Source organism: Sphingobium sp. TomTYG65, assembly GCF_055395525.1.
The window spans coordinates 879,399-893,989 of record NZ_AP027330.1; the positions used below are offsets into that span (position 1 = coordinate 879,399).

Genomic DNA, 14,591 nt, shown 5'->3' on the forward strand with positions numbered 1-14,591 from the left:
TATCTCCTTCAGTTGGACGGATATCTAGGATGGTGACGCATCCGTCTCAACGGCTGAATGCGGCAAATTCTCCTGCGTGGGGTAAAAGCCCGGCTTGTGCGCTGCAAGGAGATCATGGGGAAGCGTGATCAACCGTGGTGCGCTGGTGTAGAGCAGGCCTGCCTCTATGCGACGGCCGGGGAAAATCACCTGTAGCGCGGCGGCATAGGCCGCCATCTGACGGACATGGGCGATCGGAACTTCGTCGGCCGTAAGCGGAGCGATGCGACCGGTCTTGAAGTCCACCACCTGCACCAGGTCAGGAGAGACGCACAGGCGATCGACTGTTCCGGCGACCACCACCTCGCCCACCGCCGCAGCGACCGGGGCCTCCGCCAAAGCGCCCGGAGCGAAAAGAGCCGCGAATTCGCTATCCTCGATCACCCGCAGCGCCTGGGCGATGACGTCATGACGCATCGATGGGTCCGCCCCTTGCTGCTCCAGCCAGCGATCGGCGCGATCGCTACGCTGGTCCGGCGGCACATCGGGCAGGCGTTCGAACAGTGCATGCAGCCAGCGGCCGCGCTCGCTCGCAGCGCGCATCGCAGGCGTGGGCGGCGGGTAAGGTACGTCATCCTCCACCGGGGCGGATGGCGCGAGAGGCCGGGGAGGACGCGCTTCCTCCGGCGCGGGCTGACGAAGCCAGGAGGGTTCGGCATGGGCCGCCCTCTCGTCAACTGCGGAACTTTCGGGCGAACGAGGCGGGAGGATTTCGCTACCTCGCCAGCGGCGACGCGCGCCCCATAGCGGGTCTTCCTCCCACTCGGCCCCCAAAGCGATCAGCGCATTTTCCACAGCGCTGAACCAGCTTTCGGGTTGAGGCAAACCTCGTGCGCGAGGACCCAGCGATCCGGTGACGATGAGCCTTTCCTCAGCGCGCGTGAGCGCCACATAGAGCAGCCGCCAATGTTCCTCCCGCTCGGCGGCGCGCGCTTCCTCCAGCACTTGTCCGATCGGCCCCAGTCGCTCCGATTTGCGGGGAGCGAGGATCGGGAGGCCGTTCCATGCCAGCGAGTCGCTGCGCGTTCCCGCATCGGGATCAAGACACGCGTCGGCCAGGATGACGACCGGCGCCTGAAGTCCCTTCGCTCCATGGACGGTCAGCAGACGAAGCGAGTCGCCCTGCGCAGCGGCATCGCGGACAATCTCCACCTCACCCCGGTCGAACCAATCGACGAAGCGCTGCAGCGAGGGATGATCGTCGGTTTCGAAAGCAAGCGCCGCGTTCAGCAACTCCTCGATCGGGTCGGCCGCTTCGATGCCCAACCGTTCGATGAGGCGGCGGCGGCCCTCCATGGGGCCAGACAGGATCGCTTCCAAGTAACGGTAGGGCGTGGTGAGGTCCGCGCGGCTTAACAGGGCGCGAAGCGGTGCGAGCAAATCGTCGTCCAACGTGCGGGTGAGATGCTGCCACAGGCCAGTGCGACGGCCGATGGCGCGGGACATAAGATCGTCCTGCGACCAGCCGATCAGCGGAGACACCAGAAGCGCTGCAAGGTTCAGCTCATCTTCGGGCTGGACGGCGAAGCGCAGCGCGGAGAGCAGGTCGCGGACGGCGAGCGGGGCATTGAGACGGAGGCGGTCGATCCCGGCGACGGCTACGCCTTCCTCATAGAGGCGCGCCACGATCAGGCGGGCCAATTCGCTGCGGCGGCGGACGAGGATCATGATGTCACCCGCCGTGACTGGACGGCCGCGACTTTCCAGCATCATGCCGTCATCGATCCATTGGCGGATCTGCCGGGCGATATTCTGGGCGAGCAGCCGTTCCTGATCGGCTGCCCAATCCTCTTCCCCTTCCGCATCATCGGACAGACCGGCGATGGTCGGCTTCCACAGCAGAACCTCTCCGGGGAAGCGGTTGGCGCTGATGTGGCGGACGGCCCCTTGCGGGAGTCCCAGCCGCTCGGCGTTCAGGGTGGCGATCGTGTGATCGACGACGTCCAGCACGGCGGGTGTGGAACGGAAGCTGCGTTCCAGCGACAGGTCGTGGAAGGGATGATCGGCATTCTCGGCGTGGCGCTGGAACAAGATCTGCGCGGCTGCAAATGCCTGGGGACTGGTGCCTTGGAAACCGAAGATCGCCTGCTTAAAATCGCCGACGGTGAAGATAGTGCGGACGCGATCGCCTTTCGCGCCCTCGCCCGCGAAAAACTCGGCAGCAAGCGCGCCCACAATCTGCCACTGGCTGACATTGGTATCCTGCGCTTCGTCTACCATGATATGGTCGATGCGCTGGTCTAGCTTGTAACGGATCCAGTCGGCGATGCCGGGCTGCGAGAGAAGGTCGGCGGTTCGCGCGATGAGGTCGTCGAAATCGACCGCGCCGGCAAGCTGCTTGGCCTCGCTATAAGCGCGGGCATAGGCGCGCCCGGCGTGTAGCGCTTGGGCCAGCAGGTCGGCATAGGCGGCCATCGCCTTGAGGCTCAACAGCTCGGCGCAGCGTGAATGGAGCCGGGCGCTCGCCTCGGCATAGCCATCAACCGGCGGCACCCAGCCCTTGGCGGAAATGATGTCCCCGTCCGCCTTCGCCCAGGCGGCGTGCAGATCAGCCAGCGTCTCAGCGCGCCCGTGGGCGTCGAGTGCGCGCCATCGGGCGATACGGTCGCAGCGCTCCAGCGCACGGCCGGTGCCCCAGTCCGCATTGGCCTGCGCGATCCAGCCGAGCGTGCGCATATCGAACTGCGCCTCGTCACATTCGCTGGCGAGATGGGCGAGAATGTCGCCTTCGGGCAGGCCGAGTTCCTGATTGAGCCAAGCGGAGACATCTTCCGGCAACGCCTCCAGCGCGGGGAGGTGCGACGCGCAGCGCAGCAGGAATTGCTCCGCCCCGCCCTCCCCCAAGCGCAGGCTGATTGCCTGAAGCGCTTCCATCAGGGCATTGTCACGCTGTTCCTGCGCACGCACCACCAGGTCGGCAAGGGTCTGCCGCGCCAACGCTCCCTGCTCGCGCTGATCTAGCGGGCGGAAGCCGGGCGGAAGGTCAGCCTCGAGCGGGAATGCCGTCAGCAACTGCTGGCAGAAGCCGTGGATGGTCTGGATACGCAGACCGCCGCCAGTCGATTCCAGCACTTCGGCAAAGAGACGGCGGGCGCGATCGCGGGCTTCGGGTCCGGACTCCTCGTGAAGCGCCTCCAGATCCGCGAAAAGTTCGCCCTCCTCCATCTGCACCCAGCCCGCGAGGCGATCGTGGATGCGATCGGCCATTTCCGCCGCCCCGGCCTTGGTGAAGGTGAGGCAGAGGATATTTTCCGGACGCACACCTTGCAGCAGCAGGCGGAAGACGCGCGCGGTCAGCACATGGGTCTTGCCGGTCCCGGCCGATGCGGAAAGCCAGACATGTGCGTCAGGTGCAGCGGCCAGCGCCTGCGCGCCTGCGAGCGGCTGAAGGGCGGAAGATCTCCTAGCCATCGTCGCGCCCATACCATTCTTCCAGCCGCATCAACTGGTCATAATCGCCGTAGCTCGCCACTTCGGGATTTACCTGCGCATCGAACGGGGCCTGGCCGGTGAGATAGGCGCCGGCCACCTCCTCGAACCGCGCGTGGACGAAGGAGGTGAAGTCAGCGGTCACAATCTTGTCACGCTTGCCGAGTGGATCGACGGGGCTGTCGCGATAGCCGAACGCGTCGTTCTTCTTGGCGAGCGACCAATATTCAAAACAGCCCGCTTTTTGCGCGCCATCGATGGTAGGGAAACCGCCCCGTTCCGCGATCAAACCAAGCAGCCCCAGTTGCAGCGAATAGCCTGCTTTCACCTGCTTGGCGCTGGGGGGCTTGCCAGTCTTATAATCGACGACCGCGAGCGACCCATCCGGCATGCGATCGATGCGGTCAGCCTTGCCGGTCAGGGTGACGCCCGCAATATCCGCCCGGCCGTCGGTTTCCACCGCCAGAATCGAGCGGCCCGCCGCCTGATCCGCCGCCACTTCCGCGGCGATCCAGCGGATCGCTTCAATAAGGCGTGGCTGCCAAAGGGCGGTGAGCAGCGGGTGGACGTCCGGCCGATCGAACATGGCGCGGGCGCGCGCTTCGAGATCCGCGGGGTCGCGGCGGCCAGACTCGGCCCAATGCTGGAGGATTTCGTGAACGGCCGTGCCACGCCATGCCGGCCCCGCATCGGCGTCGACCGCATCCAGGCGGCTGAGGCGCAGGATGCGTTTGGCGTAGAAGGCATAAGGGTCGGCCTTCAGGCGATCAACGTCGGTTACCGGGATCAGCTTTGGACGCACAGAGGCGGGCGGCACAGGCGCGGGACGGCGGCTGGGCTTGTGAATGGCCGGGCGGTCCAGCGTCTGCGCCAGCGCGGCGTATCGATCTGCGCTCTTCCATTGCGGGCCCGCCATGGCCTTCAACCGCAACCAGAAGCGGGAAGCGACTGCAGGACCTCCAGTGCCCCTCCGGGCGCGGGTGATGAGAACATGAGGAGCGCCAAGCGCACTCGCAAAGTCATGGGCAGCGCGGCCAATGCGGCTTTCCAAGCCGGGCAGTCCGAGTTCCCGCCGGATGCGGGGCGCCAGCCATGGATCGGGCGACGGCAGCCCGGGCCAGGTGCCTTCGTTGAGGCCGCCCAGGATCATGACATCAGCCTGAACCAGTTGCGCCTCGATCAGACCCAGGATGGCAATGCGGGGATGGCCGCCCTGCACCGGACGGACGGACAGGCCGCCGAGCATGTGGTCGAGCAGCGTCGGAAGCGAGCGGATGTCGGCCTGCTGCGGGCCTTCAGCGGCGGCCTGCTCCATCTCAGTGAAGAGATCGGCGGCCGTACGGCCCTGCACGCCCGCCCAGACCGCGTCGCCAGTCAATATGCCGGCCTGTTCACGGATAGCGGCGAGTTGCGCAGGAAAAGACGGGGCGGCGGTGAAGACCTGCTCCAGCGGAAGCAGCAGCGGGCGAGCCGTCTGCCACCATTGCGCCACTTGCGCCCGCAGATTGCCTTGGCGGTCCTCTCCATCGCGTGCGGCGAGCAGGAGGTCGATGCCCTGCAGGCCAGCCGGAGGACGCGGGCCGCGCAGCAACAGGTCTAGGCCACGCACCCCCTCCAGCCACGGCAAGCGCTGCTCTCCGCGCATGACCAGCGGATGTTTGAGCAGGGTCAGCAGCGCGACAGGCGCGAAGCGTTCGGCGACCGCTTCGGCAATGGCGATCAGCAAGGTGCCCGGCGGCAGGCGGGACAGCGGCAGACCGGCGGAATCGTCGGCGCTTATTCCCCACCGCGAGAGATGGGCCGATACGCGGGTGGCGAGTTGACGGTCGGGCGTCACGAGCGCGGCGGTGCGGCCTGGCGTCTCGATGGCTTCGCGTAGAGCGATGGCTATCGCTTGGGCTTCCTCGCCCGGCGTGGCTACCTCCAGCGCGTCGACACCGGCAAGGGACCTGTCGGCAGTCTTGAGATCGCGCCAGCGGCTGGTGAGACGCGGAGGCAGCATAGCGTTCGAGATGTTGCGGCTGCGCACGGCGCGCGCGTCATGCTCACTGCCCCAACGCCAGAGCGCGACATCATCCCGGGTGGCGCTCATCCGGTCCAGCAGGCGCTTCAGGGCATATTGGGGATGCGTTTCATGTCCTGCCGGAGCGCGCCCGGTGACGGGGTCAGGTGGAAAGGGGCCAATCGCTTCCCAAGCGTCCTCGTCCATTTCCTGGTCAAGCCCGGCGAAGACGACGCTGCCGCGCGGCAGAGTAGCGATACGCCGGAGCAGGCTGGCGACGGCGGGCGCCGTCGTGGCGATCCCTGCGGCCATGACGAAGCCGGGCGGCGGTTGCTCACTCCAGCGGGCGCTAAGCCGATCAAACAGGCGATTGCGTCGGTCGGCAAGGTCAATGAGCCCGAGCCGCCCCAGCTCCTCCGGCCAGCGACGGATGAGGATGGAGAAGAGGTCGAGCGACCGCTGCCAATGGCCCGACAGTTCGTCTGACAGGGATAGATTGGCAAGCGCGCTGACGGGCACTCGTTCGACCTGCATCTGATCCAGTACGGCGCCGAGCGCCTGGCCAAGCTTTATTGCCTGAGCGGCATCGACCGGCTGGCTGGATGCCTGCTGCACCATGCGGGCAAGGATCATCTGCCGCCGCATCGGTGCAATGGCAGGCGGGATCGCCTCCCCTTCCCCCAGAGGATCGAGAGCGCCGCCAGCCTGTTCGCCAAGGTCAGGATCACCGATCGCAACCAGCCTCGGCAGCAGCAATCCGCCGCCCGACCGGCGAACGAACGCATCGCTGACTGCGCGGATAGCGCGATTGGTCGGCAACAGGATCATGCCCTGCGCCAACGCCATGGTGTCGCCGCCATGCTGGGCGATGATTCCTGCAGCCAGCGCGTCGGAAAAGGCGCGATGCGCAGGGATGTTGAACAAGGCAGGCCGGGTGCGATCACCCATGGGCGAGCATCGACTCCACGATCGGAATGGCGCGCGGCGTCCCGACATCGAACCAGAGGCCCTGATGCGACACACCGTAGAGGCGGCCTGCCTCGATAGCGCGGTTCCAGAAGATGTTGGTCGAAAAGACGTCGGAAGGCGGATCGGCCAGAAGGCTGGGCGAAAGGATTTGCACACCAGTGAAGACGAACGGCGCAACATGGGCTGTCTTGCGGCGGCTGAGGCGTCCCGATGCGTCCATGTGGAAATCGCCCTGCCCGGTATGGCAATGCGCCCTGGCAAGCGGCACCAGCAGCAGCAGCGCGTCCATGCGATCCGGGTCCCACAGCCGCTGCATCATGCCTAACGTCTCTTGGGGGCCGTCAATCCACAGATTATCGCTGTTCGCGCAGAAAAAGGGGTTGTCGCCCAGCAGGTGACGGGCATGGATCAGTCCCCCGCCCGTCTCCAACAGCTTGGGGCGCTCGTCGGAAATCACCACCTGCAGGCCATTGGCTTGCGCGCGCAAATGCGCCTCTACCGTATCGGCGAGATAGTGAACGTTCACCACCACCTTGCGGATACCACCCGCCGCCAGCCGGTCGAGCGCATGATCCATCAGGGGTTTGCCAGCGACCTTGACCAGCGGCTTTGGCCGGGTTGCAGTGAGCGGCCGCATCCGCTTGCCCAGGCCCGCCGCCATCAGCATTGCCGTGTCGATCATGCCGGGGCCTGATCCTGAAGAGCGGCATGCCGTTTGTCTGCGGGAATATTGGCCGCGAACCACTCCGCGACCGGTGCAACGGCAGGATGCGCCAGATCGCGTTCCAGCAAGTCCCACATACGCGGCAGGAAGGAGAGGTAGCGCGGCTTCCCGTCGCGCTTCCAAAGGCGCGTGAAAATGCCGATGATCTTGGCGTTACGCTGCGCGCCCAGCACCGCATAGGCGGCATCGAAGTCCGCAGGCGGATTAGCAACCGAGCGATAATGATCGAGCATCGCCGCTTCCAGCGCCGGCGGCACATCGCGCCGCGCATCCTGGAGCAGGGAGACAAGATCATAGGCGGGATGGCCCGCCAGCGCGTCCTGGAAGTCGAGCAGACCCAGCCCGCGCGCCTGTGGCCGATCGATCAGCATGATATTTTCGGCATGATAGTCGCGCAGCACCGTGACCGTGGGGCTGGCGGACCGCTCCACGATCGGCAGTACGGCATCCCAGGCACGGACATAGGCCGCCGCATCGACAGGCAAACCGATCGCCGGGCAATACCATTCGGTCAGCAGGCCGGCTTCGCGTTGATATACTTCCCGGCCATAGGGTGGCACCTGAGCAGCGGGCAAGCGGTGGAGATCGGCGAGCAACTCGACTGCGCGGGTGTAAACCTCACCCTCATCGCTCGGTCGGTCGTCCAGATGCTCCTTGACGCGCACGTCGCCGAAATCCTCGATCAGCACCAAGCCTTCATCCAGGTCACGGGCCAATATGGCGGGCGCGGCAAAGCCCTGCCCCAGCAAATGCTCGGCAATGGCGATAAAGGGACGAGGGTCCTCATGCGGCGGCGGCGCGTCCATCAGCACGGCGCGGCGTGCGCCGTCAATCACCCGGAAATAGCGGCGGAAGGAGGCATCGCCCGCCAGTGGGACGATCGCCGCATGCTCCCAGCCAGCAGCGGCGAGGAAAGCGGGAGCGGCGGCGGGCGGGATCATATCTGCGACCATCGGTCCGTCCAAGCGTCCGGCACACACGCTGTCAAGCGCCGAGCGCCATCGGGTTCAATGTCGATGTGGAGCCGCAGCGCATCGGGCCAGGCATCCGGCCCCAGACGATCAGGCCACTCGACGATCAGCAGGCTGTCCATGAGATAGTCGTCAAGCGCCAGCTCCTCTGCTTCCTCCGCATGATCCAGTCGATAAAGATCGACATGCGCGACCGGCAGCTTCACTTCGGGCACATCATAGGGCTGGACGATGGCGAAGCTGGGGCTGGGCGCCTCCCCTTCCAGGCCCAGTCCTTCCAATATGCCGCGAGCGAGCGTCGTCTTGCCAGCGCCGAGGCCGCCTTCCAGTGCGACGACGTCACCGATCCGCGCCAGATCGGCAAGACGGCGTCCGAGCGTCAGCATGGCCGCTTCATTCGCCAAAGTCAGAACCGGATCAGCCACGGGGAAGCTCGATCACGGCCATGGTGCCCTGGCCCTGCTCGGACACGAGCTGAAGACTGCCGCCATGCGCTTCGGTCAATTGCTTGGCCAGCGGCAGGCCGATACCTGCCTTTTCCCCATTGCGTGCCTGTTCCGCGCGTGCGGCAGCATCGAACATCGTCGCCTGACGCTGAGAACTGATGCCCGGGCCGTTGTCCGACACGACCAGCCTGGCGCTTTCCGCACTGCCATCGCCGTGGAGCAGCACCCGCGCGCCTCGCCCGCTATAGCAAACGGCATTTTCCAGTAGGTGGTCGAGCGCCTGTCCGATCCTGCGGCGGTCGCCCTGAACCTGGCCCAGCGTTTCATGCAGTGACAGAGCGAGGTCTATCCCCTTCGCAGTGGCTTCGCTCTTGATGCGAGCGACGCACTCCTTCGCCAATTCAGCCAGATTGACGGGGCTGCGATCGATCGGCAGCGTTCCCGCCTCGCCCTGGGTCAGGTCCAGAACATTGTCGATCAACATCGACAGACGGTTAGTGCTCTGCAGGATACCATCGACATATTCCTTCGCCGACTCGCTGATGTCGCCCGCATAGCCCGCGCTCATCATCTCCGCGAAGCCGGCGATGGTGGTGAGCGGAGTGCGCAGTTCGTAGCTCATATTGGTGACGAAGGCGGTCTTGACGCGGTCAGCCTGCTCCAAGGCTTCGTTGCGGTCGCGCAGCACCTGTTCGACGCGGCGGCTGTCGGTAACGTCGAGCATGGTGAAAAGGGCGTTGCCGTCGGGCAGCGGGATCGCGGCAAATTCGAAAATCCGGCCATCCGCGAAGCCGACATGGCCGACGCGCTGCTTGCGCTCCACCGTCGCTGCACGGACCAGTTCGCGGACGAGATTGGCTTGTTGCGGCTTGGCAAGGCGCGACTGAACGGCGCGCATCAGTTCGTCGATGCGCGGATGCTGGGCCAGCAGGTCCTCGGAAATGTCCCAGATGGTCCGGAATCGGCTGTTCCACAGCGATAGGCGGCCGTCCGACGAAAACACGCCGATCGACTCGAACAGATTGTCGAAGGTCGCGGTGCGGACACGCAGCAATGTATCGCGCGCGCTAGAAAGCTGGACCTGTTCGGTGCGGTCTTCAAAGATAAGGAGGAGACCGCCGTCCGGCAGCGGCTGCGCATAGACGCGCAGGTGCGTGCCATCGGCCAGCAGCCAATTTTCCTCTCGCGGGTCGGGGGAGAGGAACCAATCCCGGCGTTCGGCGCGCCAGGCGGGGAAATCCCTATGCTCCGGCAAGCGGCGTGCTTCGCGCATGCGGTCCAGTACGCGTTCGAACATCGGATGCTCGGCCAGATGATCCTGGTCGAGGCCGAACAGGCTCATGAAAGGCTGGTTCCAGAAACGCAGCGTCCGATCGGAGCCGAAGCGGGCAACGCCTGCCGACAAGCGATCGAGCAGGTCACGCTGGGCATCTTCCAGTCGGCGATGCTCGACGCGCGCCTGCTCCAGCTCGTTCTGGTCCATCGCAAAGCCTGCGACACCCGCGTCACCCAGCGGCACATCGACGACGCGCATCGTGCGCCTTTCACCATCGATCGTCGCAGGGACCATGCGTTCTACGGCGCGGCTCTCCGTCAGGGCCTGCTCCGCTGCGCCTTCGGGGCTCAGTCCAGCGACCGTTTCGACCAATTCTATGCCTTGTGCGATCACCTCGGCCGCATTCTCCCCGTCGACCGCGCGCACATAGGCGGCATTGACCAAGCTGAGGCGCATGTCGGGCGTGCGATGCCACATCGGGAAGGGGGCCGCTTCGACAAGTCCCGCCAGCGCCTCAAGCGCGTCGCGGAGCTGCTCCACCTTGCTCTTGAGCGCCTGGATTTCGGATTGGCTGTCGGTTGCGTCAAAGATCCAAAGGACAACCCCGCCGCTTTCGGCCAGCACCGGCCCGGCAGGCGCCCCGCGAACGAGAAGCAGGCGCGATGAGCCTTCTCCGCGCACCGGCAGCGCGAAGCTGCGTCCTGCGCGCTGGGCGGCGGCGATTTCCTGTGCGAGCGCGGCGGCGTCCTCTGGCTCCAGCCCGCCATCGGTTGCGGTGAGTTCCGATACGAAGGCGGGCACCCGGTCCTTGCCCAGCCATTTGGCGAGGCGGTCTGCCGCTTCGATCCGGCCGTCGGCATGGATGATGACAGGGGCTGCGGGAGCGGAGGCGAGCAGGCTGGAAAGGCGATCGAACTTGCCTTGCGCCTGCATTCCTTCACGCCGCATGCGCTGACCAGTGGACAAGGCCCAGACCGCCGCCGCCAGCCATCCAGCCAGCACGATCCCCAATATGACGGCGGCGAACGGGGTCAATGACGTCATCGCGCCTGTTTACCCCTTGTCACGACCTGCCAGCCCCTCTGCATGATTATCAGGGGACTAACCCAAGTCGGCAGCAGCGTGAAGCGGGCAGTTGGAAGAAATGCGCCGGTTCGCCAGGCCAAGAGATATATTTCTTTTCGTCATGCCAGCGATAGCTGGCATGACGAAAAGAAAAAAGGGGAGACCTTCGCCTCCCCTTCCATGTTGCTCAGTAGCGATAGTGGTCCGGCTTGAACGGTCCTTCAGGCGTCACACCGATATAGGCGGCCTGCTTGGGGGTCAGCTTGGACAGCTTGACGCCCAGCTTCTCCAAGTGAAGCGCGGCAACCTTTTCGTCCAGATGCTTGGGCAGGACATAGACGTCGTTCTTATACTGCTCCGACTTGGTCCACAGTTCGATCTGCGCCAGCACCTGATTGGTGAAGGAGGAGGACATGACGAAGCTGGGGTGGCCGGTGGCGCAGCCCAGGTTCACCAGGCGCCCCTTGGCCAGCACGATGATCTTCTTGCCATCGGGGAACTGAACTTCGTCCACCTGCGGCTTGATCTCGGTCCACTGCATGTTGTTCAGACCGGCAATCTCGATCTCGCTGTCGAAATGGCCGATGTTGCAGACGATCGCCATATTCTTCATCGCGCGCATGTGGTCGACGGTGATGACGGATTCGTTGCCGGTCGCGGTGACGAAGATGTCGGCGCGGGTCGCCGCTTCTTCCATCGTCACGACTTCATAGCCTTCCATCGCGGCCTGCAGCGCGCAGATCGGATCGACCTCGGTTACCAGCACGCGAGCGCCGCCGTTGCGGAGCGACGCGGCCGATCCCTTGCCGACGTCACCGAAGCCGGCGACGCAGGCGACCTTGCCGGCCAGCATGACGTCGGTGGCGCGACGGATGGCGTCGACCAGCGATTCCTTGCAGCCGTAGAGATTGTCGAACTTCGACTTGGTGACGCTGTCGTTGACGTTGATCGCCGGGAAGGGAAGCTTGCCCTTCTTGGCCAGTTCGTAAAGGCGGTGGACCCCGGTGGTGGTCTCTTCCGACACGCCCTTGATCGCGGCGACGGTCTTGGTGAGGTAGCCCGGACGCTCGGCCAGGAAGCGCTTGAGCGTCGCGACGAAGATTTCTTCTTCCTCGTTGCCCGGCGTGAACAGTTCTTCCCCGGCTTCGACGCGCGCCCCCCACAGGGCGAACATGGTGGCGTCGCCGCCATCGTCCAGGATCATGTTGCAGGTTGTGTCACCCCAGTCGAAGATGCGGATGACATAGTCCCAATATTCCTCCAGCGTTTCGCCCTTCACGGCGAAGACGGGAATGCCGCGCGCGGCGATGGCGGCAGCGGCATGGTCCTGGGTCGAGAAGATGTTGCACGACGCCCAGCGGATCTCTGCGCCCAGTTCCGCCAGCGTTTCGATCAGCACAGCGGTCTGGATCGTCATGTGCAGCGATCCGGTGATGCGTGCGCCCTTGAGCGGCTTGGCAGCGCCAAATTCCTGGCGCAGCGCCATGAGGCCGGGCATTTCGGTTTCGGCGATCTCGATTTCCTTGCGGCCAAAAGCGGCAAGGTTGATGTCGGCGATCACATAATCCTGCGCCTGAGCGGCGGGTGCGGTGGCCACGAGCGGGTCTCCATTGGTCTAGAATGTGCCGGAGCCGCTCGACGAACGAAACGGCGGCGATGGGCTGCGCTTTACCAATCGCCGCCGTTGAAGGCAACTCAATATAAAGTTTTCTTTATGTTACTCACCCGCATCGCGAGAAGCGACTGCGACGGGCGCCCTGCTTTCCCTTTCCTTTCCGGCGATCGCCATCACCACGTCGCAGCGTGCGCCGGACAGATGCGGGGTGACGCCAGCGGCATCAGCCAATTCCAACAGGGCCGAACGCGTGGGCGGCAAGGCATTTGCCGCGTCCGTGATCGACTGGAGATCGCGGCAGGCAAGCCCATCGGCTCCCGCTCCATAAACGTTGGCGAGCTGGGTAACATAATTGTCGTAAGCGCCCAATGCGCCGACCGGACCAGCCACTGAGCGGAAATGTTCGCGCAGTTCATCGTTAACCTGTGTCAGCGCCTCCCGCTTTTCGCGGATGAGGCGATTATAAGCCGCGAGGAAATTGCTGCCGGTTGAGCGGCAACGAAGCGCCGATACCATCAGCATCATCTCGAAATCGCGGATTTGCGCGGCTTCCACGGCGACCGGCTTCCAGCAGGTCGCGGCGCTGGCCGGCGCAAGCGGCATCGCTGCGGCAATCACTGCCGCCACAAACTTCTTCATAATGTGAACCCCCGTGCAAATCTCCTGGCCCGAGGGTGCGCCCGTCCGCTTGCCGCATCATCAACAGACAGGGTTAGCGGAATTTTACCGCAATCGGTTCAGTTACGATGCAGAAACAAGCGACTTCTGCCGCCATCGTTTCGCAGGGGGATCGGAAAAGATTCGTGAAAAATCTTCGAGGATGTCAGGCTGACCCGGCACCGCTCACAAGATGGGAGGCATCGACTCCGGCGGCAGCATAGGCGGCGGCCCATTTCTTGTCGGCAGGAACATTGAACAAAATATCCGCCGTGCACTCGGAGGGAAACCAGCTTTCTCCAGTCATCTCCCGGTCCAGTTGCCCCGCGCCCCACCCGGCATAGCCGAGCGCAACGATGTAACGGCTAGGGCCGGTTCCCTCCGCAATGGCTTTCAGGATTTCCAGTGAGCCGGACAGGCCCCAATCGGGTCCGACTTCCACCATGTCATGGCCCTTCCAGTCGAGCGAATGAAGGACGAAGCCGCGTCGGGGTTCGACAGGCCCGCCGCGCAGCACGGGCAGATCGGGCACGTTACGTGCGTCGATATCGAAACTGTCGAGCAGATCGTGCAGCCCTACCCCTTCGATCTCATCACTGACGGCGATGCCCAGCGCGCCATTTTCATCATGGACGCAGATGGCAACGACCGAATGATCGAAACGCATATCTTCCATGCCCGGCAGCGCGAGCAGGAACTGACCGGCATAGGAGCGGGACTGGTTCATGGTGCGAATATACGCTGCCTTGCGCCTTTGCCAATGGCGGGCTGTCGTTCGCAAAAGGCGGCGCGGCACATTCCCAGTCTTGACAGGGAAGGCTGCAGCGCCGACCTCCCGCCGACTAACGGCAGGAGACAGATCATGAGCATCGCCAAGGGGGATCGCATTCCCACCACGACCTTCACCAAAATGACTGAAAACGGTCCGGAGCAGGTCTCCTCCGACGACTATTTCGCGGCGCGCACAGTCGCTCTCTTTTCGGTTCCAGGCGCCTTCACCCCCACCTGCTCAGCCAAGCATCTGCCCGGCTTTGTGGAGAAGGCCGAAGCGCTGAAGGAAAAGGGCGTGGATGAAATCGCCTGCACCGCCGTCAACGACGCATTCGTCATGGGTGCATGGGGCAAGTCAGCCGGCGCGGATGAGAAGGTCACCATGCTGGCGGACGGCAATGGCGATTTCGTCAAGGCGGTTGGCCTCACCATGGACGGCAGCAAGTTCGGCATGGGCACGCGCGGGCAGCGTTTCTCGATGATCGTCAAGGACGGCGTGGTCGCCGAGCTGAATGTCGAGGAACCGGGGAGCTTCAAGGTTTCTTCGGCAGACCATCTTCTGGGTCAGCTCTGACCCGATAGGGCCGCGCGGCGCTCTTTACCGCGCGGCCTTCGCTTTCTTCCGTC

At 64.5% G+C, this 14,591-nt stretch carries 10 protein-coding genes; 1 reads left to right on the forward strand and 9 read right to left on the reverse strand.

From position 1 onward, the window contains the following. Nucleotides 1-24 precede the first annotated feature (24 nt). The 9 genes from addA to ACZ5Y5_RS04450 all read right to left on the reverse strand — a co-directional run bounded on the left by addA (nucleotide 25) and on the right by ACZ5Y5_RS04450 (nucleotide 13,920). Entirely contained in the window at nucleotides 25-3,462 is a 3,438-nt protein-coding gene (gene addA / locus ACZ5Y5_RS04410) for a double-strand break repair helicase AddA (RefSeq protein WP_464809972.1), read from the reverse strand. Next, entirely contained in the window at nucleotides 3,443-6,418 is a 2,976-nt protein-coding gene (gene addB, locus ACZ5Y5_RS04415) for a double-strand break repair protein AddB (protein WP_464809973.1), read from the reverse strand. The genes addA and addB overlap by 20 nt, the downstream gene beginning before the upstream one ends. Continuing rightward, nucleotides 6,411-7,121: a nucleotidyltransferase family protein gene (locus ACZ5Y5_RS04420; RefSeq protein ID WP_464809974.1), complete on the reverse strand. Its 711-nt coding sequence runs from the start codon at nucleotides 7,119-7,121 to the stop codon at nucleotides 6,411-6,413. The genes addB and ACZ5Y5_RS04420 overlap by 8 nt, the downstream gene beginning before the upstream one ends. Beyond that, nucleotides 7,118-8,104 (reverse strand): aminoglycoside phosphotransferase family protein, encoded by a 987-nt coding sequence (locus ACZ5Y5_RS04425; protein ID WP_464810469.1) that lies wholly within the window; start codon nucleotides 8,102-8,104, stop codon nucleotides 7,118-7,120. Before ACZ5Y5_RS04425 ends, ACZ5Y5_RS04420 begins: the two co-directional genes overlap by 4 nt. Next, nucleotides 8,101-8,559: a tRNA (adenosine(37)-N6)-threonylcarbamoyltransferase complex ATPase subunit type 1 TsaE gene (gene tsaE, locus ACZ5Y5_RS04430; RefSeq protein ID WP_464809975.1), complete on the reverse strand. Its 459-nt coding sequence runs from the start codon at nucleotides 8,557-8,559 to the stop codon at nucleotides 8,101-8,103. Before tsaE ends, ACZ5Y5_RS04425 begins: the two co-directional genes overlap by 4 nt. Continuing rightward, the gene (locus ACZ5Y5_RS04435) at nucleotides 8,552-10,900 is read right to left on the reverse strand and encodes a PAS domain-containing sensor histidine kinase (RefSeq protein ID WP_464809976.1); all 2,349 of its coding nucleotides are present in this window, start codon (nucleotides 10,898-10,900) and stop codon (nucleotides 8,552-8,554) included. Before ACZ5Y5_RS04435 ends, tsaE begins: the two co-directional genes overlap by 8 nt. A 208-nt stretch (nucleotides 10,901-11,108) precedes the next feature. Continuing rightward, a complete protein-coding gene (ahcY, locus tag ACZ5Y5_RS04440) occupies nucleotides 11,109-12,518 on the reverse strand; it encodes an adenosylhomocysteinase (RefSeq protein WP_464809977.1) in 1,410 nt (469 codons plus the stop codon). Between the two features lie 120 nt (nucleotides 12,519-12,638). Continuing rightward, entirely contained in the window at nucleotides 12,639-13,175 is a 537-nt protein-coding gene (locus tag ACZ5Y5_RS04445; protein WP_464809978.1) for a hypothetical protein, read from the reverse strand. Nucleotides 13,176-13,359: 184 nt separating this feature from the next. Beyond that, on the reverse strand, nucleotides 13,360-13,920 hold the full coding sequence (locus ACZ5Y5_RS04450; RefSeq protein WP_464809979.1) for a YqgE/AlgH family protein: 561 nt from the start codon (nucleotides 13,918-13,920) through the stop codon (nucleotides 13,360-13,362). Between the two features lie 135 nt (nucleotides 13,921-14,055). On the opposite strand from ACZ5Y5_RS04450, the gene ACZ5Y5_RS04455 reads away from it, so the two are divergent. Further along, complete coding sequence (locus ACZ5Y5_RS04455; RefSeq protein WP_464809980.1) at nucleotides 14,056-14,538, forward strand: redoxin family protein; 483 nt, start codon at nucleotides 14,056-14,058, stop codon at nucleotides 14,536-14,538. The last annotated feature ends 53 nt before the right edge of the window (nucleotides 14,539-14,591 follow it).